General features: G+C 72.6%; 28 protein-coding genes and 1 pseudogene. 13 read left to right on the top strand and 16 right to left on the bottom strand.

Annotated elements, in window-relative coordinates; all coding sequences use genetic code 11:
* Positions 1–61 precede the first annotated feature (61 nt).
* Positions 62–970, top strand: a complete 909-nt coding sequence (locus ACLU3S_RS13400) for a pseudouridine-5'-phosphate glycosidase (protein WP_413952020.1) — start codon at positions 62–64, stop codon at positions 968–970.
* Entirely contained in the window at positions 955–1,890 is a 936-nt protein-coding gene (locus ACLU3S_RS13395) for a carbohydrate kinase family protein (RefSeq protein ID WP_413952019.1), read from the top strand. Before ACLU3S_RS13400 ends, ACLU3S_RS13395 begins: the two co-directional genes overlap by 16 nt.
* Positions 1,891–2,358: 468 nt before the next feature.
* On the opposite strand, the gene ACLU3S_RS13390 is transcribed toward ACLU3S_RS13395, so the two are convergent.
* Positions 2,359–3,156 carry a methyltransferase domain-containing protein gene (locus ACLU3S_RS13390; protein WP_413952018.1) on the bottom strand — a complete coding sequence of 266 codons (798 nt, stop codon included), beginning with the start codon at positions 3,154–3,156 and terminating at the stop codon, positions 2,359–2,361.
* Positions 3,157–3,557: 401 nt separating this feature from the next.
* On the opposite strand from ACLU3S_RS13390, the gene corA reads away from it, so the two are divergent.
* Positions 3,558–4,685: a magnesium/cobalt transporter CorA gene (gene corA / locus ACLU3S_RS13385; RefSeq protein ID WP_413952017.1), complete on the top strand. Its 1,128-nt coding sequence runs from the start codon at positions 3,558–3,560 to the stop codon at positions 4,683–4,685.
* A 31-nt stretch (positions 4,686–4,716) separates the two neighbouring features.
* Here the strand turns inward: corA and ACLU3S_RS13380 are convergent, their stop codons facing one another.
* Positions 4,717–5,349, bottom strand: coding sequence for a uridine kinase (locus ACLU3S_RS13380; RefSeq protein WP_413952016.1), 633 nt, complete (start codon positions 5,347–5,349; stop codon positions 4,717–4,719).
* 261 nt (positions 5,350–5,610) lie between these two features.
* Here ACLU3S_RS13380 and ACLU3S_RS13375 point away from each other — a divergent pair, with 261 nt between their 5' ends.
* Complete coding sequence (locus ACLU3S_RS13375) at positions 5,611–6,306, top strand: DUF2293 domain-containing protein (protein WP_413952015.1); 696 nt, start codon at positions 5,611–5,613, stop codon at positions 6,304–6,306.
* A 264-nt stretch (positions 6,307–6,570) separates the two neighbouring features.
* Positions 6,571–8,055, top strand: coding sequence for a glutamate synthase subunit beta (locus ACLU3S_RS13370; RefSeq protein WP_413952014.1), 1,485 nt, complete (start codon positions 6,571–6,573; stop codon positions 8,053–8,055).
* Positions 8,056–8,169: 114 nt separating this feature from the next.
* Here ACLU3S_RS13370 and ACLU3S_RS13365 read toward each other — a convergent pair whose 3' ends face one another.
* Together ACLU3S_RS13365 and ACLU3S_RS13360 are read right to left on the bottom strand one after the other, a co-directional pair.
* Positions 8,170–8,424 carry a DUF397 domain-containing protein gene (locus ACLU3S_RS13365; protein WP_413952013.1) on the bottom strand — a complete coding sequence of 85 codons (255 nt, stop codon included), beginning with the start codon at positions 8,422–8,424 and terminating at the stop codon, positions 8,170–8,172.
* On the bottom strand, positions 8,425–9,285 hold the full coding sequence (locus tag ACLU3S_RS13360; protein WP_413952012.1) for a helix-turn-helix domain-containing protein: 861 nt from the start codon (positions 9,283–9,285) through the stop codon (positions 8,425–8,427).
* A gap of 208 nt (positions 9,286–9,493) precedes the next feature.
* Between ACLU3S_RS13360 and ACLU3S_RS13355 the strand changes: the two are divergent.
* Positions 9,494–10,096, top strand: a pseudogene (locus ACLU3S_RS13355) (ATP-binding protein); the annotation flags it as partial.
* A 443-nt stretch (positions 10,097–10,539) separates the two neighbouring features.
* A complete protein-coding gene (locus ACLU3S_RS13350) occupies positions 10,540–10,938 on the top strand; it encodes a hypothetical protein (RefSeq protein ID WP_413952037.1) in 399 nt (132 codons plus the stop codon).
* Positions 10,939–10,983: 45 nt separating this feature from the next.
* Here ACLU3S_RS13350 and ACLU3S_RS13345 read toward each other — a convergent pair whose 3' ends face one another.
* The 3 genes from ACLU3S_RS13345 to ACLU3S_RS13335 all read right to left on the bottom strand — a co-directional run bounded on the left by ACLU3S_RS13345 (position 10,984) and on the right by ACLU3S_RS13335 (position 12,883).
* Positions 10,984–11,160 carry a hypothetical protein gene (locus tag ACLU3S_RS13345; protein WP_413952011.1) on the bottom strand — a complete coding sequence of 59 codons (177 nt, stop codon included), beginning with the start codon at positions 11,158–11,160 and terminating at the stop codon, positions 10,984–10,986.
* Positions 11,161–11,373: 213 nt separating this feature from the next.
* Positions 11,374–12,030 (bottom strand): DUF899 domain-containing protein, encoded by a 657-nt coding sequence (locus ACLU3S_RS13340; protein WP_413952010.1) that lies wholly within the window; start codon positions 12,028–12,030, stop codon positions 11,374–11,376.
* Positions 12,031–12,232: 202 nt separating this feature from the next.
* On the bottom strand, positions 12,233–12,883 hold the full coding sequence (locus ACLU3S_RS13335; RefSeq protein ID WP_413952009.1) for a helix-turn-helix domain-containing protein: 651 nt from the start codon (positions 12,881–12,883) through the stop codon (positions 12,233–12,235).
* 141 nt (positions 12,884–13,024) lie between these two features.
* On the opposite strand from ACLU3S_RS13335, the gene ACLU3S_RS13330 reads away from it, so the two are divergent.
* Positions 13,025–14,014 (top strand): alpha/beta fold hydrolase, encoded by a 990-nt coding sequence (locus ACLU3S_RS13330; RefSeq protein WP_413952008.1) that lies wholly within the window; start codon positions 13,025–13,027, stop codon positions 14,012–14,014.
* A 363-nt stretch (positions 14,015–14,377) separates the two neighbouring features.
* Here the strand turns inward: ACLU3S_RS13330 and ACLU3S_RS13325 are convergent, their stop codons facing one another.
* Positions 14,378–15,145 carry a nucleotidyltransferase domain-containing protein gene (locus ACLU3S_RS13325; RefSeq protein WP_413952007.1) on the bottom strand — a complete coding sequence of 256 codons (768 nt, stop codon included), beginning with the start codon at positions 15,143–15,145 and terminating at the stop codon, positions 14,378–14,380.
* Between the two features lie 180 nt (positions 15,146–15,325).
* Between ACLU3S_RS13325 and ACLU3S_RS13320 the strand changes: the two genes are divergently transcribed.
* Entirely contained in the window at positions 15,326–15,742 is a 417-nt protein-coding gene (locus tag ACLU3S_RS13320; protein WP_413952006.1) for a RidA family protein, read from the top strand.
* Positions 15,739–16,191, top strand: a complete 453-nt coding sequence (locus tag ACLU3S_RS13315) for an N-acetyltransferase family protein (protein ID WP_413952005.1) — start codon at positions 15,739–15,741, stop codon at positions 16,189–16,191. The genes ACLU3S_RS13320 and ACLU3S_RS13315 overlap by 4 nt, the downstream gene beginning before the upstream one ends.
* On the opposite strand, the gene ACLU3S_RS13310 is transcribed toward ACLU3S_RS13315, so the two are convergent.
* Complete coding sequence (locus ACLU3S_RS13310) at positions 16,173–16,901, bottom strand: uracil-DNA glycosylase (protein ID WP_413952004.1); 729 nt, start codon at positions 16,899–16,901, stop codon at positions 16,173–16,175. The genes ACLU3S_RS13315 and ACLU3S_RS13310 overlap by 19 nt on opposite strands.
* A gap of 144 nt (positions 16,902–17,045) precedes the next feature.
* On the opposite strand from ACLU3S_RS13310, the gene ACLU3S_RS13305 reads away from it, so the two are divergent.
* Positions 17,046–17,627: an RNA-binding S4 domain-containing protein gene (locus tag ACLU3S_RS13305; protein WP_413952003.1), complete on the top strand. Its 582-nt coding sequence runs from the start codon at positions 17,046–17,048 to the stop codon at positions 17,625–17,627.
* A gap of 87 nt (positions 17,628–17,714) precedes the next feature.
* Here ACLU3S_RS13305 and ACLU3S_RS13300 read toward each other — a convergent pair whose 3' ends face one another.
* The 3 genes from ACLU3S_RS13300 to ACLU3S_RS13290 form a co-directional block, all read right to left on the bottom strand.
* Positions 17,715–18,185: a DoxX family protein gene (locus ACLU3S_RS13300; RefSeq protein ID WP_413952002.1), complete on the bottom strand. Its 471-nt coding sequence runs from the start codon at positions 18,183–18,185 to the stop codon at positions 17,715–17,717.
* A gap of 104 nt (positions 18,186–18,289) precedes the next feature.
* Positions 18,290–18,985 carry a class I SAM-dependent methyltransferase gene (locus ACLU3S_RS13295; RefSeq protein ID WP_413952001.1) on the bottom strand — a complete coding sequence of 232 codons (696 nt, stop codon included), beginning with the start codon at positions 18,983–18,985 and terminating at the stop codon, positions 18,290–18,292.
* Between the two features lie 62 nt (positions 18,986–19,047).
* On the bottom strand, positions 19,048–19,959 hold the full coding sequence (locus tag ACLU3S_RS13290) for an acyltransferase domain-containing protein (RefSeq protein ID WP_413952000.1): 912 nt from the start codon (positions 19,957–19,959) through the stop codon (positions 19,048–19,050).
* A gap of 87 nt (positions 19,960–20,046) precedes the next feature.
* Here ACLU3S_RS13290 and ACLU3S_RS13285 point away from each other — a divergent pair, with 87 nt between their 5' ends.
* The gene (locus ACLU3S_RS13285; protein WP_413951999.1) at positions 20,047–20,343 is read left to right on the top strand and encodes a DUF6343 family protein; all 297 of its coding nucleotides are present in this window, start codon (positions 20,047–20,049) and stop codon (positions 20,341–20,343) included.
* A gap of 29 nt (positions 20,344–20,372) precedes the next feature.
* Here ACLU3S_RS13285 and ACLU3S_RS13280 read toward each other — a convergent pair whose 3' ends face one another.
* The 4 genes from ACLU3S_RS13280 to rpsA form a co-directional block, all read right to left on the bottom strand.
* The gene (locus ACLU3S_RS13280) at positions 20,373–20,753 is read right to left on the bottom strand and encodes a tetratricopeptide repeat protein (RefSeq protein ID WP_413951998.1); all 381 of its coding nucleotides are present in this window, start codon (positions 20,751–20,753) and stop codon (positions 20,373–20,375) included.
* A 50-nt stretch (positions 20,754–20,803) separates the two neighbouring features.
* Positions 20,804–21,418 carry a dephospho-CoA kinase gene (gene coaE / locus ACLU3S_RS13275; protein ID WP_413951997.1) on the bottom strand — a complete coding sequence of 205 codons (615 nt, stop codon included), beginning with the start codon at positions 21,416–21,418 and terminating at the stop codon, positions 20,804–20,806.
* Between the two features lie 45 nt (positions 21,419–21,463).
* Entirely contained in the window at positions 21,464–22,402 is a 939-nt protein-coding gene (locus ACLU3S_RS13270) for a PAC2 family protein (protein WP_413951996.1), read from the bottom strand.
* A 204-nt stretch (positions 22,403–22,606) separates the two neighbouring features.
* Positions 22,607–24,100 carry a 30S ribosomal protein S1 gene (gene rpsA, locus ACLU3S_RS13265; RefSeq protein ID WP_413951995.1) on the bottom strand — a complete coding sequence of 498 codons (1,494 nt, stop codon included), beginning with the start codon at positions 24,098–24,100 and terminating at the stop codon, positions 22,607–22,609.
* A gap of 336 nt (positions 24,101–24,436) precedes the next feature.
* Here rpsA and ACLU3S_RS13260 point away from each other — a divergent pair, with 336 nt between their 5' ends.
* Positions 24,437–25,306, top strand: a complete 870-nt coding sequence (locus tag ACLU3S_RS13260; RefSeq protein WP_413952036.1) for a class I SAM-dependent methyltransferase — start codon at positions 24,437–24,439, stop codon at positions 25,304–25,306.
* The last annotated feature ends 320 nt before the right edge of the window (positions 25,307–25,626 follow it).

The raw sequence follows: 25,626 nt of genomic DNA, 5'->3' as shown, positions 1-25,626 counted from the left end.
GTTTAACCGGGGGCGACGCCCGCCAGAGATGAGGAAGGACCGACGGACAGGAGGCGGGCACGTGGTGCTGGTGATGTCGGAAGAAGTCCGGGAGGCGATCGACGCGCGGCGGCCGGTGGTGGCGCTGGAGTCCACGATCATCGCGCACGGACTGCCCCGCCCGCGCAATCTGCAGGTCGCGCTGGAGCTGGAGGACGCGGTGCGGCGCGAGGGCGCGGTGCCGGCGACCGTCGCAGTGCTCGACGGACGCCCGCGGATCGGCCTGGACAAGGAGCAGCTGGAGCGCGTCGCGAACGAGGACGGCATCCGCAAGCTGGGCCACCGTGACCTGCCCCTCGCCGTGGCGGCGGGGGCGAGCGGGGCGACCACGGTGTCGGCGACCGCGCAGCTGGCGGCGCTCGCGGGTATCCGGGTGTTCGCCACCGGCGGGCTGGGCGGGGTGCACCGGGAGTGGACGGCGACGCAGGACGAGTCGGCCGACCTGGGGCTGCTGGCGCGCACCAGGATCACGGTGGTGTGCGCGGGCGTGAAGTCGATCCTGGACGTGCCGGCGACCCTGCAGCGGCTGGAGACGCTCGGTGTGGCCGTCGCCGGGTATTGCACGGACCGGTTCCCCGGCTTCTATCTGTCCGACTCGGGGCACCTGGTGGACTGGACGCTGGGCAGCCCGGACGAGGTCGCGGCCGTCATGCGTGCACAGGACGCGCTGGACGCGCCGGAGTCGGCGCTGATCGTCGCCAACCCGGTGCCGGAGGAAGAACAGCTGGACCCGGAGGTGCACGCGCGCGTGCTCGACGACGCGCTCAACGCCTGTGCGCAGCAGGGCGTCACCGGTCAGGCCGTGACCCCGTTCCTGCTGGACTACCTCGTGCGGCACACGGACGGCGCTTCGCTGAGCGCCAACCTGGCGGCGGTGCGCGGCAATGTGCGGCTGGCGGCGCGGATCGCCGCGGCGTGGGCCAGGGGGTGACCCCGGGACGGAAGGGGGCGTTGCTGGTCGTCGGGGATGTGGTCACGGACGTGGTCGCCCGGCACCGGGGACCGCTGGCGTCCGGCACCGACACCGCCGCGGTGATCCGGACGCTGCCCGGCGGCGCGGGCGCCAATGTGGCCTGCTGGGCTGCGCACACGGGCTGTGCGGACGTACGGCTCCTCGGGCGGGTGGGCGCGGACGCGGCGGCGTGGCACGAACGCGAGTTGCTCGCAGCCGGAGTGCGGCCCCGGCTGGTGGTCGACCCGGATGCGGCGACCGGGACGGTGGTCTGCCTCGTCGACACGGGTGCGGCGGCCGAGCGCACCTTCCTCACGGACAGCGGGGCGTCGCTGCGTCTGGAACCCGCCGACTGGTCGGACACCCTGCTCGACGGCGTCTCCTGGCTTCACCTCTCGGGCTACCTGCTGTTCTCCGAGCCGAGCCGGGCGCTCGCGCGGGCGGCGCTCACCGCGGCACGCGCGCGTGGCGTGCCCGTCAGCATGGATCCGGCCTCGGCGGGTTTCCTGGCGGCGTGGGGGGTGGACCGTTTCCTGGCGTTCGCGGAAGGGCTGGAGGTGCTGCTGCCCAGCCGGGACGAGGCGTGTCTGCTGACGGGCCTGCCCGATCCGGTGGACGCGGCGGCCAAGCTGAGCCGTCTCGTGCCGCTGGTGGTGGCCAAGGCGGGAGCCGACGGAGCGCTGGTGGCCCGGTCCGGCAGCCCCCCGACCCGGATCCCGGCCGCACCGGCCGTCCCTCGGGACACCACCGGCGCCGGCGACGCCTTCACCGGCGCTTTCCTCGCCGCCCACCTGGCGGGCGCGCCCCCGGAGGAGGCGGCAGCTCACGGCTGCCGGGCGGGCGCGGAGGCAGTGGGCCGCGTCGGCGGCCGACCACCGCACAGGGGGGAGGGCGCCTGAACGCGTGGGGGCGGCGCCTGAACACAGGGGACGGCGCCCTGAAGGAGTACGGCAGCGAGGCGTGGGCCGCGGTTGTCCGTCCCACGATGGGTGCGGAGGCCAAGGCCGGGAGCCGGCCAACGATGGCCAGGGCTGCATGCCGGGCGGCGGGGCCGGAGCTGTGTGCACGCCAACGAGGAGAGGCGCGGGAATCAGGGCTCCGAGCCGGGCGACGGGAGGCCGGGGCTGTATGCAGGGCCTCGTGGGGGCGGGAGTTGGGGCTGCGTGCCGGGTGCGGCGGCCCGCGTGCCGGGTGCGGCGGCCCGCGTGCCGGGTGCGGAGGCACTCCGCCACGGCCGAACGCCCGCCGCCGACGAGTACAGCACCGGGCCTGCACACCCAGTGACTGCGCTGCGGCTCTGCGGCCGCTCGCGTCGTCGGCGCGTGGACACGGCGCCCGGGTCGCCCGGCGGATGCGGACACCGGTGACTAGGCCTTGCGACCCCAGGCCGAGATCATCGGTGCCGTGGCCAGGTCCATGTCGCCTCGCTCGACATGGGCCAAGTGCTGGTCGATCTCCTCGTCGGTGGCCAGGGCCGCCGTGACGAGCCGGTCGCGGATCTGACGTACCGTCGCCGCTTCCAGAGCGGTGCAGGCCCGCGAGGTCATCGGGAAGTAGGCATCGGCCTCCACCTCCAGCAGCCCGGCCTGCCTGAGCAGACGGGGGAGCTTGCGGCCGTAGGCCAGGTCGGCCCCGCGGTCGGCGAGCAGCTTGCGGAAGCCCTGCCGGAGCCGGTTGGCGAGCCGTTGCTCGGGGCCGTACTCGTCGGGGCAGCTCAGGGGCTGGAGGGCGGGGTCCGCGTCCTCGATCAGCAGCCGCCCGCCGGGCCGTAGCGCCTGGATCATCGTTCTCAACGCCCGCTCCCGGTCCGGGACGTGGACGAGGACCAGCCGGGCGTGGACCAGGTCGAAGCCCTCCTCCGGCGGCTCCTGCGCACCCACGTCGTGGATGTGGACCTCCACCGGCGGGCGGGCCACGGAATCGAGCCGGGAGGTGTCGATGTCGGTGGCGACGACCTTGCCGGCGGGACCCACCTTCCCCGCGAGCCAGGACACCACGGAGGTACCACCGGCCCCGACCTCCCAGCAGCGCCAGCCCGGCGCGATGCCGAGCCCCTCGATGTGCCGGAAGGTCGTGGGATCGAAGAGGGTGGCGAAGGCGTCGAAGCGCTCTCCCGCTTCGTTCTGCCGGTTGTCCAGGAGGTATCCGTCGTCGGATGGCGTCATACCGCGATCATCCCAGCCGCCCCGCGCCTGCGGGCCGGTCGGCCCCTCGTCCGAACCCGGGAACCGGCCGGCACTCCATCCGAACGCGGGACCGGCCCACGCTCCACCCCAACGCAGGACCGGCCGGCGCTCCGCCCGAACCCGGAACCGGCCCACGCTCCACCCCAACGCAGGACCGGCCGACGCCCCACCCGAACCCGGAACCGGCCGGCGCTCCACCCCAACGCGGGACCGGCCGACGCTCCGTCCGAACCCGGGACTGGCCGGTGCTCCGTCCACAGGTGGGAACCAAGCGGAACCCGCCATTCCCACAGGCTTGCCCGCGCTTTGCTCCGGGCTGGCAGACTTGCCCGGCAAGGCGCGAAAGCGTTGCGCGAGCGGATCCACGCAAGGAGATCCAGATGTCCATGGCAGGGAATCTGCGGAAGGTCACGGGGCTGGGCAGGGTCGGCGGCCTGCGCAAGGTGGCGCGGCTCGCCCGGCGGCAGCCGCGCGTGGACCTGAGTCATCCCGCCAGGTCCCCGCTGGGCTCGTCGGTGGTCAACTGCGTGACGTATCAGGACGGCGTGCGGGTGCCGGGCTGCGCCGACCTGGTGGACGCCGTGAAGATGGTGCGCAAGAGCGGCGAGGGTTTCGTCTGGCTGGGGCTGCACGAGCCGACGGACCAGGAGTTCGCGGGCATCGCCGAGTTGTTCGACCTGCATCCGCTGGCCGTGGAGGACGCGGTCGAGGCCCACCAGCGCCCGAAATTGGAGCATTACGGCGACACGCTGTTCGCGGTGTTCAAGACGGTCTGCTACGTGGAGCACGAACAACTGACGGCGACCAGCGAGGTGGTGAACACCGGCGAGATCATGCTGTTCGTCGGCGAGGACTTCGTCATCACGGTCCGGCACGGCCGGCACGGTTCACTGGGCCCGCTGCGCGAGGAACTGGAGGCGCATCCGCAGCAGTTGGCGAAGGGACCGGCGGCGGTGCTCCACGCGATCGCCGACCACGTCGTCGACGACTACCTCAGCGTCACGGACGCGGTGCAGGCCGACATCGACCAGGTCGAGACGGAGGTGTTCTCCGAGGAGAGCACGCGGCTCGATCCGGGCCGCATCTACCAGATGAAGCGTGAACTGCTCGAGCTGAAGCGGGTGGTGGTGCCGCTGGGCCGCCCGGTGGAGGACCTGGCCACCCGCCCCATCCGGGTGGTCGCACCCGAGATACAGGCGTACTTCCGGGACGTGCTCGACCATCTGATACGTGCGAAGGAGCAGATCGCCGCGTTCGACGAACTGCTCAACTCCATCCTCCAGGCCCACCTCGCGCAGGTGACCGTCGCGCAGAACGAGGACATGCGGAAGATCACAGCCTGGGCGGCCGTGATCGCGGTGCCGACGATGGTGTGCGGGGTCTACGGCATGAACTTCGAACACATGCCGGAGCTGCACTGGCGGTTCGGCTATCCGCTGGTCATGGCGGTGATGGGGGCGGTCTGTCTGGCGCTGTACCGGGGATTCCGGCGCAACGGCTGGCTCTGACCGATCCGGCGTCGGGGAAGGCCTTGCCGGCTCAGCCGCTCCAGGCGGGGTGCCGCGGGTCGTCGGCACGCACCAGGACGTCCGCCGCGGTGGCCGGGTCGGTCTCCGCCGCGTAGCGCTCGAAGGCGGGGAGCATCCAGTGGTCGGCCTCAGGGGTCCGGCGGTGCAGGGCGGGCGGGGAGAGGAGGACGTGGACGGTCAGGTCGAACGGGAACCAGTGGCGCAGAAGGAGGGGTCCGTGCAGCAACAGAATTCCACCGGGCGGAAGTTGGACATACGGACTGCGGGTGGCCCGGTCGGTGGCCGGATCCCACAGGTCGGGCAGGACGCGCCCGCTGCCTCCGGGGTCGAGCGGGCCGAACACCTCGCGCCACAAAGCGCCGGTGTCGAACCATCCGCTGAAGTACGACTCCGCGTCGCGCCGCCCGTGCTCCAGGCGCAGTGACGCGGGGCGCAGAAAGCCTTCGGCACCGACCACGAGCGAGGGCCGGCCGCGCACCCGCAGCGCCTGCGCCACGCGCTCCGCGAGGTCTCCCGGGCGGGCGGCCGGAGCCCCGTCGAAACCGACCCGCGGCCAAGCGCCGCCGTCGGCCGCCTCCAGCCCGGTCAGCCGGTCGGCGAGCTGTTCGGCGAGCCGGTCCCAGGTGATCGCTTCGAGTCGCACAGGCCCATGATGCCGGGTGAACCGAACGGCCGGCGCGGGTGCCCTCCCGGGAGGGGTGCTGGCAGAGGGCGCTCACGACGCGCGACCGGAAGGCCCGCGAGGAGAGGTCAGTCACCACACCCGACCGCAGGACGCGCGAGGAAAGGACAGTCACCACACCCAGCCGCAAGACGCGCAAGGAGACGACAGTCACCGCGCCCGGCCGGGAGCGGCGGTCGGGTGAGGTGGGAGGCGCGGGCGGTGGCGGGGAAAGAAGCGCGTATGGCGCTTCCCGCAACTCCCCACTCGCCCGGTCGGCTTGTCGTCGTCCAGCCGCTGAAGCAGAAGCGGTGTGCGGCGTGCCGGCGCGGCCCGCTGTCGCTGCTGGTGCTGGAGGACGGAGCGCCGCGCTGCCTGCACTGCGCGGACCTCGGGCACCTGGTGTTCCTGCCGCGCGGGGACACGGCGCTGACCCGCAGGTCGCGTGAGGAGAGCACCTTGTCGGCGGTGGTGGTGCGGTTCAACCGGCGCATGGGCCGCTATGAACGGCAGGGCGTGCTCGTGGAGGAGGCGGCGCTGGCCCGCGCGGAGGCGCGCTGTCTGGCCGACGCGGAGGCGCGGCGTCGGCGGCGGGCGCGGGACGCGCGGCGCAGGGCGGTGGAGGACGAGCGGTTCGCGGCGGCGTTCGCGGCTGAGATCCGGCGGCTGTTCCCGGGCTGTCCCGCCGAGAGGGCGCGGGCGATCGCCGCGCACGCCTCCGCGCGGGGCAGCGGACGCGTGGGGCGCAGCGCGGCCGGGCGGGCGCTGTCCGAGGGCGCGGTGATCTCGGCGGTCGTGGCCGGCGTGCGGCACGTGGACACGCCGTACGACCAGCTGCTGATGAGGGGGGTGCCACGGCAGGAGGCGCGGCGCCGGATCGGCCCTGCCGTGGAGAGAGTGCTCCGGGCCTGGCAGGGCGCCGGGACGGACGTGGGCTGAGGGCGCGGGACCCTCAACCGTGCCGCCGCCCAGGCGCCCGGTTGGACCGCCGTCCTCACCGCGGCGACGCCGGGTCGTGTGCCGGCTCTCACCTGACCACGCCGGTCCCCCACCCCGTGGAAGAAAGCGCTGTCCACCACTCTGCACGGCCGTCGGCACGGACGTATCGTGGCCGGAAGAGTACCGATATGTGCCGCCGTCCGACGACAGCACGGCCCGTCGTACACCTGGCGCCTCCGGTGCCCGTACGCGAGGAAGACGACCATGGCCGATCCCAAGGGCTTCATGACCACGCCGCGCCAGGAGTGGCCGCGGCGGCCCGTCGAGGAGCGGGTGCGGGACTGGGACGAGGTGTACGTCCCGGGAGGGCTGCTGCCGATCATCAGCAAGCAGGCCGACCGCTGCATGGACTGCGGCGTCCCGTTCTGCCACCACGCCTGCCCGCTGGGCAATCTCATCCCGGAGTGGAACGACCTGGTCTCCCGCGAGGACTGGCGGGCCGCGAGCGACCGGCTGCACGCCACCAACAACTTTCCCGAGTTCACCGGGCGGTTGTGCCCGGCCCCGTGCGAGGCGGGGTGCGTGCTGGCCATCAACCAGCCGGCCGTCACCATCAAGAACGTCGAGTGCGCGATCGCCGACCGGGCCTGGGAGGAGGGTTTCATCCCGGCGCGGCCCCCCGATCGGTTGTCGGGGAAGACGGTCGCCGTGATCGGCTCCGGGCCCACCGGGCTCGCCGCCGCACAGCAGCTGACGCGGGCGGGGCACACGGTCGCGGTGTACGAGAAGGACGACCGGCTCGGCGGGCTGATGCGGTACGGCATCCCCGCGTTCAAGATGGAGAAGCGCCATCTGGAGCGGCGGCTGGAGCAGATGCGGTCCGAGGGCACGAGGTTCCGTACGTCCGTGGTGGTCGGCCGGGATGTCGGGGGGGCGGAGCTGCGAGGGCGGTACGACGCCGTCGTCATCGCCACGGGTGCGACGGCGTGGCGGGAACTGCCGGTACCGGGCCGGGAGTTGGACGGGATACACCAGGCGATGGAGTATCTGCCGCTGGCGAACCGCGTGTGCGAGGGGGATCTGCGGGTTTCACCGATGTCCGCGGCCGGCAAGCATGTCGTGATCGTCGGCGGCGGGGACACCGGCGCGGACTGCCTGGGGACCGCGGTGCGCGACAGGGCCGCGTCCGTGACCCAGCTGGACATCTACGCGCAGCCGGGTGCCGAGCGCGACGACGACACCGAGCCGTGGCCGACTTACCCGAAGATCTACCGCTTGTCGGCGGCGCACGAGGAGGCGCGGGACCTGGGTACGGCACCGGCGGCGGACGCGGACGCGCGGCTGTTCGCGGCGTCCACGCTCCGCTTCAGCGGCGACGGCGGGCACGTGCGGTCGCTGCACCTGGTGGAGGTCGACGAGCGGCGGCAGCCGGTGGCGGGCACCGAGCGGAGCCTGCCCGCCGACCTGGTGCTGCTCGCCCTCGGGTTCTCCGGGCCCGACCGGGGGGACGGGCTGATCGACCAGTTGGGGCTGGCGCTGGACGCACGCGGCACGATCGCCCGGGACGACGGCTTCGCGACCAACGTCCCCGGCGTGTTCGCCGCCGGGGACGCGGCACGCGGGCAGTCGCTCATCGTCTGGGCCATCGCGGAGGGGCGGGCGGTGGCAGCGGCCGTGGACCGGTATCTGACGGGAGCCTCCCATCTGCCGGCCCCGATCGCCCCGACGGATCGGCCGATGAGGGTGTGACAGCGGCGCCACGGCGGGGGGCCGGGTCTCGACACGGGGTTCGACGAGCACGGCCGGTGTGGTCACGTCACATTGACTGCGGGGAAATTGGGCTGGTGCAACGTGTAACCAGCGTCAAGAAAGCAGGAAATCGGCCTCCCCCGCCTTGGCTCCCTCTATGAACGCGGTCATCTCGTCCGTGGTGTAGATCAGCGCCGGGCCGTCGGGGTCGGTCGACTGGCGCACGGCGATCCGGCCGTCGGCCAGCTTCATCGCCTCCAGGCAGTTTCCGCCGTTGCCGCCACTCCAGGGCTTGTGCCATCCCTCGGTGCCCAACTCCCGTGCGGGCATGCCGTTGTAGACCCGTCCGCGCGGCTCGATGCGATCCATTCACAGCTCCTTGCGGAGATCCCGGAGGATCTCCTTCGTGCGTTGTGCCGTTGCGGCCTGTGCCGCCATGCGGTCCATGACCTCGAGGTGGGTCGCCACCTCGGATCGCGCGTCGAGATAGACCGCGCCGGTCAGGTACTCGCTGTAGACCATGTCCGGCAGTTCTGACATGGCAAATCGGAACAGCACGAACGGCCCGTAGGTCCCCGGGTGCGGCCCGTTGGCGAACGGGGCGACCTGAAGCGTCACATTGGGCAGCTTCGTGGCCTCGAGCAACTTGTCGATCTGCGCACGCATCACCTCCGGGCCACCGACCGTGCGGCGCAGCGCGGTCTCGTCCATCACCGCCCAGAAGCGCGGGGCGTCGGGGCGGGTGAGCAGTTCCTGGCGTTGCATGCGCAGCGCCACATGGCGCTCGATGTCCTCCGGGCTCGTCTGCCCGACGGCACCGGACTTGAGCACTCCGCGCGCGTAGTCCTCGGTCTGGAGCAGCCCCGGGACGAAGTGCGGTTCGTAGGAGCGGATGAGGGAGGCCGCGCCCTCCAGGCTGACGTACATGGAGAACCAGCCCGGCAGGATGTCGTGGAACCGCTGCCACCAGCCGGGCCGGTTGGCCTCCTCGGCCAGCTGGACGAAGACGTCCGCCTCGTCGGTGGGAACGCCGTAGGCCTTCAGCAGGAGTTGGAGATACGGGATCTTGAGGGAGACCTCGGCCATCTCCATGCGGCGGATGGTGGCGGGGGCGACACGGAGGACGCGGGCGGCGTCCTCGCGCTTCAGTCCGGCACGTTCCCGCAGGTCCAGCAGGCGCCGCCCGAGGACCACCTGGCCCACCGTCGGCGCGGACCGCGGTTCGCTCACGTTTCCACCTCCGTCCGAACCGGCAGCATCCTGACAGCCCTGCGGCGCCATTCGAAGACACAGTCGAAGACCGGGTTGGATCTTCGATGCCCCAATTGGCGCCGCTGGACGTGCTGTTGCGAGCAGTCTGCCACGGCCTCTGACCGAGTCACACAGCACTCTGCATTTTTCAGAGTGATACTTGCCAAGTGTCCACGGCAGGGCGATAGTGGCAGGCGTGATTCCGTCCGTGCCTTTAGGAACAGACGCCGCCGCAGACCGGTCCGGTCTCGGGGGAGCCGCGGCAGCCGCCCCTCAGGGGGGCGCTGCCGAGCGCCGGTTCCGCTTCGAGCTGGCCGCACAGCCGGGTTCCGTCGCCCAGGCGAGACGCCTGACGTACGCCCGGCTGACCGGCTGGTCGGTGTGCGCGGACACCTGCGACAGCGCGGCTCTGGTCATCTCCGAACTGGTCACGAACGCGATCGTGCACACCGCGAGCAGTCGCGTCGTGTGCGAGCTGCACGACCACGACGACATGGTGCGCATAGCCGTACGCGACGAAGGTTGTGCCCCCGGCGAACCCCGCCCGTCCCCGCAGCGACCCGACGAGGAGCACGGGAGGGGGTTGCTTCTCGTGGACGCGCTGTGCCGGGCCTGGGGGGCACAGGAACACGGCCTCGGCCTGCTGGTCTGGGCGGAGCTGGCTCGCCAGGCCGGCCCGGCCCGCGAGGGCGGCGAGCCGCGGGACGACCTCGGCTGGGGCGCGCCCTCCAAGCCGGGTCAGCCGGACGACTCCGGCGACGACGAGCCCGCCGAGGCCCACCAGGGCGCCCCTTGCCGGTACCGGCCCACACCTCCGGGCCGGTCCGGTCAGGGGGCGCCGCACGCTTCGAGTGAGCCCCCGCAACGGGTCCCCGACCAGCGCGTCCGAGAGGAACCGAGCGCCCCCGGGGCACCCGGACAGCGCCTGGACGAGGCACCGGGCGAGCCCCACCACCGGGTGTCCGAGCCGCACCCGCACGGGACGGTGGAGCACCGCGGGCTCGAACTGCCGGAACCCCGTCCGCACCCGGTGGATGAGCCGTATCGGCACCGGGCCGTGGACCGGCCGCCGCGCCGGGCCCAGGAACACGGCCGCGGCTGGGAGCGACCGTGAGCGGCGAGGCGGACTCCGGGCGACGCGGCACAAGCGGCTTCAGCGGCGACAACGACACGGGCGGGCGCGGTCCGCACCGTGCGGCCGGTACCGGTCACGTCGGCGGCCCCGAGCGACCCCTGGGACTGGACACCCTGGTGCAGCTGCAGCGCCGGCGACCGGCCGCGGACCCGCTGCACCGGCTGCAGCTGCCCGAGGGCATGACGGTTCCGCTCGGCTGCGACGCCGTGGCCGTACCCGACCGCCTCGGGCCGCTCGTCATTCCGCGGCTGCCGCGGCTGGGCTGTGTGTACGCCGACGGGGCGCACTGGTGGTGGATCGTCCCGTCCGACTCCGACTACGCGCTGCGCTGGCCGTCCCCGGCCCACTACGCGCCCGGCGCGCTGGTCACCGGCACGGCCCGCCTCATCCACCGCCCGCGGGGGACGGTCCCGTACACCCCGCCGATCCCCCTGTACCTGACCCTGTGCAGGGTGACAGGGACCAGCCCGGACTGGTCGAGGGCCGTTTCGGCGTAACCGCCGCGCACCACCCGACGGAGCCGCCCGGGCGGGCCGGCCGGCTCACTCGGCCGCTTCGCCCCCGCGCACGATCACCAGGAACATGTCCGTCGCGAGGTCCATCACGACCTCAGCGGGCAGGCCTTCCATGCGCCGCGCGTGCGCGAACTCCTCCGCGGGCCACGATCCCCGCGGACCACCGGCGGGAAAGCGTTCGAGCACCGTTCGCCCGTTCACCATCTCGCACCTCCAAGAGCGTCGTACTCGTAGGAGTTAAACGCTCAGGGGAGGGGAAACGCCTCGGTCAGTGACGCGACTGAGACATTGTCGACACCGCTCTGGCGCGGACCGTGAAGGCCCGTTCACGTTGTGACACGAACCGCACCCTCCGTGTCGGCCATGGCACTCGTCATGTCACGAGTCGTACTCGTCGTGTCGTGCGCGCTCGTCATGTCACGCGTCGTACTCGTCGTGGAGGCGGAGCGGTTCGCCGCCGGCGGGGCTGCGGCCGAGCACGGTCAGGTCCAGGAGACCGGCGGTGGTACCCAGTTCGTCCAGACGGCCGTCGTACACGGAGTAGGTGTGGAAGACCCGGTCGTGGTCGCGCAGGAAGCAGCTCACGCCCGGCCGCTCGACCAGCCGGCCGCCCGGCTCGCCGAGCGGCGCCACCGTCGCCTCGAAGTCGAGGTTGAAGTCGCTGTTCCAGGAGGAGTACCAGGGCACCGCCCAGCCCATCCGGGCCTTGAACGGCAGGATCCGGGTGAACGGCGCCCGGGAGACGGCGGCGAACGAGGTGTTCCGGGCGCGCAGATGGGCGAGGTGGCCCACCTGGTCGAGGAAGGCGGAGCAGCAGGGGCAGCCGGACTCCCACTCCGGGGCGAACATGAAGTGGTGGATCACCAGCTGGGTCCGTCCCTCGAAGAGGTCGAGGAGGGTGGCCTTGCCGTCACCGCCCTCGAAGACGTACTCCGGGTCGACCTCCACCATGGGCATGCGCCGCCGCTCGGCGCCCAGCGCCTCGCGCGCCCGGCTGACCACCTCCTCCTTGCGCAGCAACTCCTCGCGCGCCGCGCGCCACCGCTCGCGCGAGACGATCTCCGGAAACGACATGTGCCCTCCTGTCCGACGCTCGGTTCGGAGTGCTGACCGACATCGGATACGGAACTCATCGCTGCGCCCGCAGTTTTCTTTCGGCCGACCTTCTGTGCGGGGCAGGCGGTAGCGCGCGAGTTCCAGGAATCCGGGCGGCCCTTGGCCGCGCACCTACGTGCAGGTCGTGATGTCGCTGTCCGGTCGGAGCGGCTTCCGGATCCTACGGCTGTTCTTCGCGGCAGGCCCGGGCGCGACTCGGCTGTCGGTTCCCCCGGCCGGCGGCTGGAGAGGTGCGCGGCCGCAGGCGCTCGCCCTGGGGTCCGAACATGATCAAATACTCGACCGGTCCGCCGGAGCCGGCGTTCGCCACCCCGTGCGGGGTGCGGGTGTCGAACTCGGCGACATCCCCGGGGGTCAGGATGAGGTCCTGGTCGCCGAGGGCGAGCCAAAGCCGCCCGTACAGGACGCACAGCCACTCGTGGCCGTCGTGGGAGACCTGACGGGGCCGCGCGGGCGGGTCCTCGAGGGCGGGCAGGACGTGCTTGTGGGCGTGCAGGCCGCCGACGTACCGGGTCAACGGCAGCACCGCCTTGTCGTCGCCGAAGCTCAGCGGCGCCGTGGTACGCGGCTCGGCCGCGGGGGCGCGTGCGGTGCCGGCCAGCTCGTCCAGGGAGACGCCGTACTCCTTCGACAGGTGCAGCAGCACCTCCAGGGTGGGCTTGCGCCGGCCGGTCTCGATCCGGGACAGCGTGCTGGTCGGGATGCCGGTCGCGCGGCTGACACCGGCGAGCGTCGCGCCGTGGTGCTCGCGCGCGGCCCGCAACCGGGGCCCCATCGCGGCCAGCGTGCCGTCCACGTCGTCGACTGCCACCTTGCCCGCTCCTTCCCACCGTGCCGCTCCGCCGCTCTGTCCTGCGAGTTTGCCAGATCGGCAAGGCCGATCGCGTCGGGCGGGCGCCGCGCCGCATGATCGATGGGTAGCCGCGTCCGCCCACGACCCGAGGAGAAGCCCATGCAGCCCGAGCCGACCGCCGAGCTCCGCCACCGCACCGTCGAGGCCCCGGCCGGGCGCCTGCACCTGGTCGAGCAGGGCACCGGCCCGCTGGTCCTGCTCGTCCACGGCTTCCCGGAGTCCTGGTACTCCTGGCGCCGCCAGCTCCCGGCCCTCGCCGCGGCCGGCCACCGGGCGGTGGCGCTCGACGTGCGCGGCTACGGCCGCTCCTCCAAGCCGGAGGCGACCGACGCCTACCGGATGCTCGACCTGGTGGCGGACAACATCGCCGTCGTGCGCGCCCTCGGCGAGGAGAACGCGGTGGTCGTCGGCCACGACTGGGGCTCCAACATCGCCGCCGCCTCGGCCCTGCTCCACCCCGAGGTCTTCCGCGCCGTCGGCCTGCTGAGCGTCCCCTACGCGCCGCCCGGCGGCCCCCGCCCCACCGATATCTTCGGCCGGATCGGCGGGCCCGAGCAGGAGTTCTACGTCTCCTACTTCCAGAAGCCCGGCCGCGCCGAGGCGGAGATCGAGCCCGACGTCCGGGGCTGGCTCGCGGGCCTCTACGCGGCCCTGTCCGCCGACACCATGCCCGCCCAGGGCGAGCCCGACCCGCACTTCGTCGCCCGCGGCGGCGGCCGGCTGCGCGACCGCTTCCCCGCGGGGGTCCTCCCGGCCTGGCTGAGCGAGGACGACCTCGACGTCTACGCCGGGGAGTTCGAGCGCACCGGCCTGACCGGCGCACTCAACCGCTACCGCAACATGGACCGGGACTGGGAGGACCTCGCCCCGCACCGCGGAGCCCCGATCGAGCAGCCGTCCCTGTTCATCGGCGGCGCCCTGGACGCCTCCACCACCTGGATGTCCGACGCCATCGACGCCTACCCCACCACCCTCCCCGGCCTGTCGGCCTCCCACCTCTTGGACGGCTGCGGTCACTGGATCCAGCAGGAGCGCCCCGACGAGGTCAACCGCCTGCTGACCGACTGGCTCGCCACCCTCCAGGGCTGAATATGGCGGGCTACCTGGGCAGCTTGGCGGTTCGTCCGGGGTGGGCGGCGGTGACGTAGCGCAGGGCGGTCTGTTCGGTGATGCCGAACAGCCGCATCAGCCTGAGCCGGTCGGCGCCCTCGGCCGCTTCATCGAGGACGCGGTCCTGTCTCAGGCCGCTCAGCGTCAGCCCGGGGGACGCGGTCCTGTCTCAGGCCGCTCAGCGTCAGCCCGGGGGACGCGGTCCTGTCTCAGGCCGCTCAGCGTCAGCCCGGGGGAAGGGCTCCGCTCAGGGTTGCCGACGGCCGGGTGGTCGGGGTCGACCGTGCTCTTCTGGCTGCTGTCGACACTCCTCCGGAACCCGCGCGTACTCCCACTCGTCCCCTACGGGTCCAGCGCCCCCACGATGATCTCCTCGGCTCGGGCCACAGCGGGAACCAGGGTCTCGGGGCCGGCTCGCAGCGCGGCCACGACCGCGTCGATCCGCCGCAGTCCGGCCCGCTCCAGCAGCCGCTTCTCGTTCGTCACCCACTCTCCGCGTGCCGCCAGCACCGCGTGCGCCGCCTGTGCTGCGGCCGTGGCGATGGCTCCGGCGGTCTCCGTGAGGCGCCCTCGGGGTGCGTGGCAGGCCTTGGCGTAGCCGAGGGTGGCGCGCGCGGTGCCGTGCCAGCGCTCGGCGGCCGTGACCCGCAGCTCGTCCGGGTAGCCCGCGGGGCGGGGCAGGGTGCCCCGGAGCACCTGGTTCACGGCGAGTTCGGCCACGATCAGATAGGTGGGGATGCCAGCGAGGTGGAAGAGCAGCGGCTCCACCCGGAACCGTCCCTGCTCCGTCTCCGCCAGTTCGTGCTCGACCACGTCCAGGTCCCGGTAGTGCACGTCCACCCGGCGCCCGTCGATGGTCAGCCAGGCCCCGCCGTTGAAGACGCCGCCGCCCCAGCCGCCGATGTCGGACACCTCCCCCTCCCAGCCGACGGCGCGCAGGTCGTCCGGGTCGAACGGGCCGCGGTAGTAGATGGCCAGGTCCCAGTCGCTGTCCGGGCGGTGGGTGCCCTGGGCGCGGGAACCGCCGAGGGCGACGGCCCGGACCGTGGGGAGCGACGCGAGGCGGTCGGCGGTGGCGTCCAGGAAGGCCTGATCGGTGTCGGGCGGCATGGGCGGCTCCGCGGGTCGACGGGGGCGTCGCCGGAGCGTACGCATGGCACGGTGGCCGCGTCAGGCGATTTTCCGCCCGGTACGCGGCCGCGTCGCCGCCCCCGGAAATTCGGATGCGGTCATGGGCGGGGAACGCCCATGATCGGGCAGTTGTCCCCTGAACGTCGTAGGAGCAGCTCTGTGATCCAGCGTGTCACCGTCCCGGATTTGTTCCCGCCGCCCACGTACGCACATGCCTCCGTCGTCGAGGCGGGCACGAAGCTGGCGTTCCTCGCCGGGGCCGTGCCGCTGGACGAGAAGGGGGAGATCGTCGGTCCGGGGGATCCCGTGCTGCAGGCCGAGCAGGTGATCGCGAATCTCCGCCGGCAACTGCGGGCCATCGGCAGCGACTTGGAGCATGTGGTGGCGACGGACGTGTACGTCGTGAGCAGCGAACCCTCGATGCTCTCGGCGGTGTGGGAGGTCGTGGAGGCGTCCGGGCTGAGCATGGGCCCCCACTCCTCCACGCTCCTCGGCGTGGCCTGCCTCGGATACACCGGGCAGCTGGTGGAGATCACGGCGACGGCCGTGGTGCCGGAAGCCGGGGCAGGGCGGTGACCGGGGTCGCCCTGCGGCGCGCGGGCGCGGCCGACGCCCGCGCCGCCGCCGACGTCTGGCTGCGGTCCTTCGACGCCGCGTTGCCCACGGTCAACCGGCCGCGCACCGACGACGACGTGCGGGGGTACTTCCGGGACGTCGTCGTGCCGCTGCGGGAGACCTGGGTGGCGGAGGCGGACGGGGAGCGGATCGTCGGTGTCATGGTGCTCGACGGGGAACTGCTGTCCCAGCTCTACCTGGCTCCGCAGTGGTGGGGGCGGGGCATCGGGGACCGGTTCGTCACTCTGGCCAAGGAGCGCAGCCCGGGCGGGCTGAGCCTGTGGACCTTCCAGGTCAACAAGCCCGCCCGCCGCTTCTACGAGCGGCACGGTTTCACGGCCGTGGAGTTCACCGACGGCAGCGGCAACGAGGAGCGGGAGCCGGACGTGCGCTATGTGTGGCGGCCCTGAGGCTCCGTGCCCGCAGCCGGCAGACCGGCCGCCCGCGCCGCCGTGCGCAGCACCTCGCGCAGCATCTCGGCGGTGAGCCGGCCGGTGAAGGTGTTGCGCTGGCTGACGTGGAAGCAGCCGAAGAGGTCCAGCTCCCCCAGCGCGACCCGGGTGCCGTGGGCGAAGGCCGGGCGGGGGCGGGGCACGCTCCAGCCCGCGTCGGCGAACGCGGGCAGCGCGGCCTGCCAGCCGAAGGCGCCGAGAACGACCGCTGCCCTCAGCGTCGGGCGCAGCAGCTTCAGCTCCTGCACCAGCCAGGCGCGGCAGGTGTCGCGCTCCCCGGGCGTCGGCTTGTTCGCGGGCGGCGCACAGTGCACCGGCGCGGTGATCCGGACGCCGTAGAGCTCCAGGCCGTCGTCGGCGCTGACCGAGGTGGGCTGCGAAGCCAGGCCCACGTCGTAGAGCGCCTGGTAGAGCACGTCTCCGGAGCGGTCGCCGGTGAACATGCGTCCGGTGCGGTTGGCGCCGTGGGCGGCGGGGGCCAGCCCGACGATCAGGAGGCGGGCATCGGCGGGGCCGAAGCCGGGAACCGGCCGCCCCCAGTACGTCCAGTCCGCGAACGCGGCCCGCTTGGTACGGGCCACCTCCTCGCGCCACTCGACCAGCCGGGGACAGGCACGGCAGTCGGCGATGCGCAGGTCGAGCCGGGCGAGGGCGCTGCTGTCGTCCATACGGCCAACCGTATGCCGCGCGCTGGTGCGACGAGACCGGCCGGGGCGGGATCGGCGGCACGCGCGGCGCCGGGGCGGCCCGGGGGCCGGCCTGCCCGGGACATCAGGTCCGACCGACCCTCCCCGGGGAGTTAAGGTCGGGACATGCCTTCCGAGGATGCGGACGAGAGCGTGAGCCGTGGGACCGACGCGCCGGGCGCGACGAGTTCCTCGCCGGACGCCGAGGGCTCCGGCCCGTCTGCCGGGCAACCGCTCGATCCGAAGATCGCGGCCGCGGTGGCCGCGGCCGAGGCCGCAGGGCCCGCAGGCGGCGAGACGGTCCGGATCGACAGCTGGATCTGGGCCGTGCGGCTGATCAAGACGCGCTCCCTGGGCGCCGCCGCCTGCCGTGGCGGGCATGTGCACGTGAATGGTGAGCGGGTCAAGCCCGCCTACTCGGTACGCGTCGGCGACGAGGTGCGCCTGCGGCACGAGGGGCGGGAGCGGGTGGTGATCGTCAAGCGCCTCATCCGCAAGCGGGTCGGCGCGCCGGTGGCCGCTCAGTGCTACATCGACAACTCCCCTCCGCCCCCGCCCCGCGAGGCCGTCGCCCCCGCCGGCCTGCGCGACCGAGGCGCCGGCCGCCCCACCAAGCGGGACCGCCGCGAACTGGAGCGCCTGCGCGGCCTGGCCCAGGGCGCCCCCGGTGCCCTCGGCGACCCCGGCGGTCGCCCCCGGTCGCACTGACGGCCCCCTCGGCGACGTGCCGGACCTGCACCGGCTCCATCCCGGCCGCACGCCGCGTCACCTGCCGGGCCTTCCCTTCCCGCCCCGTCACCCCCGCCGCACCAGCCGCACCAGCCGCACCAGATCCGCGTTGTGGGCGCGGCGCGTCCACGCGATGAGGGTGAGGGGTGCGATCAGGATCAGCGGGGTCGCGGCGTTCTGGCCGTGGAAGGCGGTGAGCTGGACGATGAACGCTCCCACCATGAGCGCGCTGAGGGCGATCGCCGCCACGGACTGCAGGACCGGGATCAGCAGCGCGACCGCTCCGGCGAGTTCGAGGGCGCCGATGGTGTACATGGCGCCGTCGCCCCAGCCGATCCTGGCGAAGGACTCGGCCGCCGACGGGTGGGCGATGAGCTTCGGCAGGGCACTCGCGAGGCCGTAGAACAGGGCGAGCAGGATCTGCACGGAGCGCAGGGCGGCCCGGGCGAGGCGCGCCCGGTCGGTGCGGGCGGCGGCAGGGGCCGTGGACGTGGCGGTGCCGGCGGGAGCGATGCCGTCGGACGTGAGGTCGGACATGAAAGGTCTCCTGGTGAAGCGGTGCCGATTGCTTTCACCTGTAGACCGGGCGCCGCTGCAGAAGTCATCGCTTCGCGCCGGCCCGTCCGCGGCGGGCTACGCGTCTACGCCGTGGGCACGGCCCGCACCCATATCCGGTCGGGGGTCAGGTACGCGTCCACCTTCAGTCCCGCCTCCGCCAGGGCCGACTCGAACTGCTCCGTCGTCAGCGGGCGGGACAGGAACGTGTGCGTCCATCTCCCGTCCGGGAACTCGTACTCGACGTGGACCGAGTCCACCCCGTCGCCGGCGGGCTGCACCGAGGCGATCCGGACGGTGAAGCCGCTGGCGTCGACCCGCTCCCTGGGCACGTTGGTGTGGTAGTCCTCGCCCTCTCGCTGGATCAGCACACAACCGCCGTTCGCCACGTGCCGGGCGCAGGTGCGCAGCAGGCCCCGGCGCACCTCCTCGTCGCCGGCGTGCACGAGGAACGACGCGAGCAGCACCACGTCGAAGGTCTCGCCGGACATGTCCAGGTGCTCAATGGGGCTGCACACCGTGCGCGCCCCGCGGATCCGGGCCAGCATCTCGGCCGACTCGTCCACCGCCGTGACCGTGAAGCCGCGCTCCAGCAGGGGGCGGGTGATCCGGCCGGCCCCGCTGCCCAGCTCCAGGATGTGCGCCCCGGGCGGTATCGCCGCGGCGACGATGTCCGGCTCGTCGCCCGCCGGCAGCCGCTCGTACACCCCGACCGCGCAGCCGTCCGGGGTGATCGCACCGGGTCCCGTGCCCTCGTATCCCTCACGCATCTCGACCGTCATGCCCGGACAACGGACCGTCCCCGCGGACCCGTTCCCGTTCGACACGTGTTCACCCGTTCGAGTTATTCGGCCGGGAACGGGAACCATCCGTGTCCGATGTACCAGTGACCGCCCGCCCGCAGGTGGTCCCCGACCGCCCGCTCCACGGAGGTGCGGCGCGGCAGCTCGGCCACGGGCAGGTCCGGGTCCCCGAAGACGAACTGGACGGGCTCGGTGTCGGCCGGCTCGGTGTCCTCGCGGGCGACGCGGAAGCGGTCCTGGAAGCGCACGATGTTGGAGTGGGCGGGCAGGTACCGCCTCAGCTGCGGGTCGAGCAGCCAGGAGTGGCACAGCGCGGCCCGCGGGCGCTCCTCGGGGAAGTGCCGCGCGAAGAACTCCCGGGCCAGCGCCACGGAGCGGTCGCAGGCGGACGGGGTCAGCGGACCGTGGAAGTCGGGGATGTGCAGGTTCAGGCAGGGCGTGCCGGGCGCCACGTCGAGTCCGGCCGCCGCGATGACGGCCGACGTGCGCTGTCCGTGCCGCGCCCGCTCGAACTGGAGCCGCCCGAGCTGGTACAGCTCCCCGCGGAAGTGCCGGACGAGCCAGTTCCGCGCTTGCAGCCCGGCCGAGCCGTGCCGTCTGCGGTGGATGGCCATCTGCCGGCCCAGGTCGGCCAGGGTGCGGCGGGTGACCGCGGCCGGTATGCCCCGCTCGCGGTGTCGGGCGAGCGTGGTCGGCAGCGCGGCCAGGAAGACGTACACGGCGAACGTGCCGTCCAGCCCCGCGGGAGCCGAGGCGAACAGGTTGTCGAGGCCGGGAGGGTGGCCGGCGGCCTCGGGCCCCCGGAACAGCTCCTGCACGCATTCCCGGACGAGTCTCAGCGCCCCGGGGTCACCGGCCAGCCGGCGCCGGCCCGCGACCAGCTCGTTGATGTCCTCGTGCGGCACTGCCAGGTCGAGGAGGAGTTCGGGCAGGTCATCGGCGTCCGGCAGCAACGGTTGCCCCCTTGGGTCCAGGTCCGGCGCACATCGTTGATGTGCGCCGTCGTCGAAGAGTACGTTGCTGGAAGGAGTGGTGATCCGATGCGTACGGGCAATGAGCCGGTGACCGCGCGCAGTGCGCTGCGGACGCGGTTGTGGCTGAGCGTGTGGGGACTGGTCTGGGCGACCTTCGGCACGGCGGCGTTCTCGCTCGTCGGGCGCCCCGGCTGGGCGGCGGCCTGCGGGGCGCTGTGGCTGGTGGTCACCATCGACATGGCCATGATCATCCGGCACATCCGGCAGGGCCCGCACTACCAGCCGGGTCGCGACGTGCCGCCGTACCGGCCGCCCGACGGCGGGCCGCCGCACCCCGGGCCGCCCCGGCACCGGCATCCGTGACCGGCGACGCGCCGCTCGGTCCGGGCCGCTCAGTCGTCGAAGCGGGCCGCCTTGAGGTACTGCGGGTTGGGGTCGAGCGCGGCCGCCAGCCGAAAATGCCGTTTGGCCTGGTCGGGGCGGCCCTGACGTTCATAGGTGCGGGCGAGGGCGAAGTGCGCGAACGCGTTGTCCGGCTCCCGCTCCAGCACGATGGTGAACTCCAGCTCGGCGGGTCTCAGTTGCGCGGCGGCGAAGAAGGCACGCGCGCGCAGCAGCCGGGCCGCGGTGTTCTCGGGATGGGCGGCGATGACTCCGTCGAGCAGCTTCACCGCGCCCCGCGGGTCCCGCGCGTTGAGCAGATGCTCGGCGGCACGGAAATCGATGACGTCTGTCTCCGGAGTACGTCCGGGAGATCCGCTGTTCTCGGGCACGGCAGAGTCCTTCCCTCGCTCCCGCACTTCAACGCCCCCGTCGGGGGCCGCTATTCCGCGGCGGCCGTCGAGCGGGCCCGGCGCACGAGGTCGTCCCAGACCTCGTCGACGCGCTTTCTCAGCGCGTCCAGGGGCACGTCGTTGTCGATCACGATGTCCGCGATCGCGCGGCGCTGCTCGCGGGTGGCCTGCGCGGCCATCCGCGCGCGTGCGTCCTCCTCGGTCATGCCGCGCAGCCGCATCAGCCGGTCGAGCTGGGTCTCCGGCTTCGCGTCGACCACGATGACGACGTCGTAGAGCGGCGCCAGGCCGTTCTCGGTGAGCAGGGGCACGTCGTGGATCACCACGGCGTCGTCGCCCGCCGCGCTCTCCAGGTCGCGGGAGCGGGCGCCCACCAGCGGGTGCACGATCGAGTTGAGTACGGCGAGTTTCTCGGGGTCGGCGAAGACGATCGAGCCCAGGCGCGGCCGGTCCAGCCCGCCGTCGGCGGCGAGGACGTCCTCGCCGAAGGCCTCGACGACGGCCGAGAGGCCGGGTGTGCCGGGTGCCACGACCTCGCGCGCGATCCGGTCCGCGTCGATCAGTACGGCTCCGTGCTCCACGAGCAGCCGCGACACCTCGCTCTTGCCGGCGCCGATGCCACCGGTCAGGCCCACTTTCAGCATGAGCCGAAGCCTAGGCGCTGCCCCCGGCGGCGGGCGCGGCGGAGGTCAGTTGTCGCCTTCCCGCTCGGCCAGGAACCGTTCGAACTCGCGCCCGATCTCGTCGGCGGACGGGATCTCCACCGGATCGGCGAGCATGTTGCCCCGGGTCTCGGCGCCCGCCGCGGCGTCGTACTGGTGCTCCAGGCCCTGGACGAGCGAGGTCAGCTCCTCGTCGCCCTCCTGGATCTGCCGGTCGATCTCGGTCTGTGTGCGGTGCGCGTCGGTGCGCAGGGAGTGCGCGACGCCCGGCAGCACCAGGCCGGTGGCGGCCGTGACGGCCTCCAGGACGGTCAGCGCGGCGTCCGGGTACGGCGACCGGGCGATGTAGTGCGGCACGTGCGCCGCGATGCCCAGGACGTCGTGCCCCGCCTGCATGAGCCGGTACTCCAGCAGCGATGCGGCGCTGCCGGGCACCTGGGCCTCCTCGAAGGGGCTGCGATGTCCGGGGATGAGGTCGGTGCGGTTGCCGTGCGGGGTGAGCCCGACGGGGCGGGTGTGCGGAACGCCCATCGGGATGCCGTGGAAGTTCACGGACAGGCGGACCCCGAGCCGCTCCACGATCTGCCGCACCGCCGCCGCGAAGCGCTCCCACTCCACGTCCGGCTCGGGACCGGACAGCAGCAGGAAGGGGGCACCGGTGGTGTCCTGGACGAGGCGTACCTCGATGGCCGGGACCTCGTAGTCGGTCCAGCGGTCCCGCGTGAAGGTGAGCAGCGGCCGGCGAGCCCGGTAGTCCACGAGCCGGTCGTGGTCGAAGCGGGCGACGAGCTGGTGGGGCAGCGAGTCGAGCAGTCCGTCGACGATCAGGTCGCCGGTCTCGCCCGCGTCGATGTATCCGTCGAAGTGGTAGAGCATGACAAGGCCGGCCGACTCCTGGGCGAGCGCCATGTCCACCACGGCGAGGCCCTTCGGCTCCCAAGCGTACAAACCCTGCGGATCAAGCACAGTGACCGCTCCTCCTCGTGTTCACTCATCGACAACGCGTCGTGAAGCGGCGGCATTCCCCGGCGCGCCGTTGATCAGGGATCTCACGGAGCCGGTACGAATGCACTACGAAGCGGCCCTCGGACAACGCCCGAGGGGCCGCACCTCGAAAGGTGCGGCCCCTCGGGACCAGCTATCGGCCGAGCCTCAGCGGCAGCCGAGCGGTCAGCTCTGGCCGCCGGCCAGCTTCTCGCGCAGCGCGGCCAGCGCCTCGTCCGAGGCCAGCGCACCGGAGTTGTCGGCGCCCTCGGAGGAGTACGAGCCACCGGTCGCGGCCGGAGCGGCGGCCTCGCCACCGCCCTCGGCGGCAGCGGCGGCGTCGGCCTCGCGGCTCTTGATGACCTGCTGCTGGTGCTGCTCGAAGCGGGACTGCGCCTCGGCGTACTGGCGCTCCCACTCCTCGCGCTGCTTCTCGTAGCCCGGCAGCCAGTCGTTGGTCTCCGGGTCGAAGCCCTCGGGGTAGATGTAGTTGCCCTGGTCGTCGTAGGACGCGGCCATGCCGTAGAGGGTCGGGTCGAACTCGACCTCCTCCGGGTGGGCACCGAAGGACTCGTTGGCCTGCTTCAGCGAGAGGCTGATGCGACGGCGCTCGAGGTCGATGTCGATGACCTTGACGAAGATCTCGTCGTTGACCTGGACGACCTGCTCCGGGATCTCCACGTGGCGCTCGGCCAGCTCGGAGATGTGGACCAGGCCCTCGATGCCCTCGTCCACGCGGACGAACGCGCCGAACGGCACCAGCTTCGTGACCTTGCCGGGCACGACCTGGCCGATCTGGTGGGTGCGGGCGAACTGCTGCCACGGGTCTTCCTGGGTCGCCTTCAGCGACAGGGAGACGCGCTCGCGGTCCATGTCGACGTCGAGGACCTCGACGGTGACCTCCTGGCCGACCTCGACGACCTCGGAGGGGTGGTCGATGTGCTTCCAGGACAGCTCGGAGACGTGGACCAGACCGTCGACGCCACCCAGGTCCACGAAGGCACCGAAGTTGACGATCGAGGAGACCACACCGGAGCGGACCTGACCCTTCTGCAGGGTCGTGAGGAACGTCTGGCGGACCTCGGACTGGGTCTGCTCCAGCCAGGCACGGCGGGACAGGACCACGTTGTTGCGGTTCTTGTCCAGCTCGATGATCTTGGCCTCGAGCTCCTTGCCGACGTACGGCTGGAGGTCGCGGACACGGCGCATCTCGACCAGGGAGGCCGGGAGGAAGCCGCGGAGGCCGATGTCGAGGATGAGACCACCCTTGACGACCTCGATGACGGTACCGGTGACGATGCCGTCCTCTTCCTTGATCTTCTCGATGGTGCCCCAGGCACGCTCGTACTGGGCGCGCTTCTTCGAGAGGATCAGGCGGCCTTCCTTGTCCTCCTTCTGGAGGACCAGGGCCTCGATCTCGTCGCCGACGGCCACGACCTCGTTCGGGTCGACGTCGTGCTTGATCGAGAGCTCGCGGCTCGGGATGACACCTTCGGTCTTGTAACCGATGTCGAGCAGGACCTCGTCCCGGTCGACCTTCACGATGACGCCGTCGACGATGTCGCCGTCGTTGAAGTACTTGATCGTCTCGTCGATCGCTGCGAGGAAGGCTTCCTCGTTACCGATGTCGTTGACCGCTACCTGCGGGGTGGTGGCGGTGGTCTCGGTGCTGCTCGTCATGTGGGAAAGGGCTCCGGTACGGACATTGAAGTCGTAGGTACTGCTTACGCCGGGAGCCCGTTTCGCTCTGATGAAGCCGGACAGCCAAGGAAGCGCCACCTAAAAGGACACCGGGTGCCCGGTGGCGCCTCGAGAACCGAGGGGACATACAACAGATGCGAGCGCAGCCTGCTACGTCTGAGGTGCGCAGGCCCGCAGCGCAACTTGTAGCATACGGGGGCAGCCGGACATGGTCAATGCGCGAACGCGCACACCGGGGGCAGATCGCCGCATACCCGGCAGAAGAAGCGTCCTCCGAGGCCGCGCAGGCCTGGGGATCCCCTTCCGTGTCGCGCCATCGCCCGGCGGGTTGGACGGAAGAGTACGACGAGGGAGCCGATCATCCAAGAGCCGGAACAGTTCGACCCTTCGGGGGCCGAACCCGAAGCCACCCGGCGTGAGGCGGGGGTCGCGGAGAGCAGCCGGGCCAACCGGGGCTGGTGGGACCGCAACGCGGACGAGTACCAGGTCGAGCACGGCACGTTCCTCGGCGACGACCGCTTCGTGTGGGGCCCCGAGGGCCTGGACGAGGTGGAGGCCGAGCTGCTCGGTCCGCCGCAGGAGCTGAAGGGCAAGGACGTCCTGGAGATCGGCGCCGGTGCCGCGCAGTGCTCTCGCTGGCTCGCCGCCCAGGGCGCCCGCCCGGTGGCCCTGGACCTCTCGCACCGCCAGCTGCAGCACGCGCTGCGCATCGGCGGATCGTTTCCCCTGGTGTGCGCGGACGCCGGCGCGCTGCCCTTCGCGGACGGCGCGTTCGACCTGGCGTGCTCCGCGTACGGTGCGCTGCCGTTCGTGGCGGACCCGCGGCTGGTGCTGCGCGAGGTGTGCCGGGTGCTGCGGCCGGGCGGCCGGTTCGTGTTCTCGGTGACGCACCCGATCCGCTGGGCCTTCCCGGACGAGCCGGGTCCCGAGGGCCTGTCGGTGTCCGCCTCCTACTTCGACCGCACGCCCTACGTCGAGCAGGACGAGGAGGGCCGTGCGGTGTACGTGGAGCACCACCGGACGCTCGGCGACCGCGTCCGCGACATCGTGGCCTCGGGCTTCCGCCTGGTGGACCTGGTGGAGCCGGAGTGGCCGGCCTGGAACACCTCCGAGTGGGGCGGCTGGTCCCCGCTGCGCGGCCATCTCATCCCGGGGACGGCCGTCTTCGTGTGCGAGCGGGACTGAGCCCTCCCCCGCGGTTCTCTCCGCCCGCGCGCGGGCGCGGCCGCAGCCATGACGGAACGGCTTGCGTCCTCGTTCGCGCCCCGCGCGCGAGGCGGCACGCGCCCCGGCCCCGTGCCGCCGTGCCCGCCTGCTCGCCGCCCGCGCGCGTGGGCGGCGAGCGCTTTCGCCGGTGCGCGCGTGGAGGGCGTTCCCGCGGTCGTACGACACTGGGGGCGTGATCCGCTACGACGCCCTGGACGCGCTGCCCGTGCGCTCCGCCCTGCCCGCCCTGGCCGACGCCCTCGCGGCCGACGGCACCGCCGTGCTGGTCGCGCCGCCCG

The organism is Streptomyces sp. AF1A, from assembly GCF_047340315.1.
GTDB lineage: Bacteria > Actinomycetota > Actinomycetes > Streptomycetales > Streptomycetaceae > Streptomyces.
The sequence above is the reverse complement of the archived record's forward strand: the minus strand, read 5'-3'. Positions and strand labels throughout refer to the sequence as shown.

Coding starts and splice junctions, on each gene's coding strand:
- ACLU3S_RS13310 (WP_413952004.1), bottom strand. CDS start 16,901: ATGGACGACAGCAGCGCCCTCGCCCGGCTCGACCTGCGCATCGCCGAC.
- ACLU3S_RS13295 (WP_413952001.1), bottom strand. CDS start 18,985: ATGACGGTCGAGATGCGTGAGGGATACGAGGGCACGGGACCCGGTGCG.
- ACLU3S_RS13285 (WP_413951999.1), top strand. CDS start 20,047: ATGCGTACGGGCAATGAGCCGGTGACCGCGCGCAGTGCGCTGCGGACG.
- rpsA (WP_413951995.1), bottom strand. CDS start 24,100: ATGACGAGCAGCACCGAGACCACCGCCACCACCCCGCAGGTAGCGGTC.
- ACLU3S_RS13345 (WP_413952011.1), bottom strand. CDS start 11,160: ATGGTGAACGGGCGAACGGTGCTCGAACGCTTTCCCGCCGGTGGTCCG.
- ACLU3S_RS13365 (WP_413952013.1), bottom strand. CDS start 8,424: ATGGATCGCATCGAGCCGCGCGGACGGGTCTACAACGGCATGCCCGCA.
- ACLU3S_RS13330 (WP_413952008.1), top strand. CDS start 13,025: ATGCAGCCCGAGCCGACCGCCGAGCTCCGCCACCGCACCGTCGAGGCC.
- ACLU3S_RS13305 (WP_413952003.1), top strand. CDS start 17,046: ATGCCTTCCGAGGATGCGGACGAGAGCGTGAGCCGTGGGACCGACGCG.
- ACLU3S_RS13370 (WP_413952014.1), top strand. CDS start 6,571: ATGGCCGATCCCAAGGGCTTCATGACCACGCCGCGCCAGGAGTGGCCG.
- corA (WP_413952017.1), top strand. CDS start 3,558: ATGTCCATGGCAGGGAATCTGCGGAAGGTCACGGGGCTGGGCAGGGTC.
- ACLU3S_RS13375 (WP_413952015.1), top strand. CDS start 5,611: ATGGCGCTTCCCGCAACTCCCCACTCGCCCGGTCGGCTTGTCGTCGTC.
- ACLU3S_RS13340 (WP_413952010.1), bottom strand. CDS start 12,030: ATGTCGTTTCCGGAGATCGTCTCGCGCGAGCGGTGGCGCGCGGCGCGC.
- coaE (WP_413951997.1), bottom strand. CDS start 21,418: ATGCTGAAAGTGGGCCTGACCGGTGGCATCGGCGCCGGCAAGAGCGAG.
- ACLU3S_RS13325 (WP_413952007.1), bottom strand. CDS start 15,145: ATGCCGCCCGACACCGATCAGGCCTTCCTGGACGCCACCGCCGACCGC.
- ACLU3S_RS13390 (WP_413952018.1), bottom strand. CDS start 3,156: ATGACGCCATCCGACGACGGATACCTCCTGGACAACCGGCAGAACGAA.
- ACLU3S_RS13300 (WP_413952002.1), bottom strand. CDS start 18,185: ATGTCCGACCTCACGTCCGACGGCATCGCTCCCGCCGGCACCGCCACG.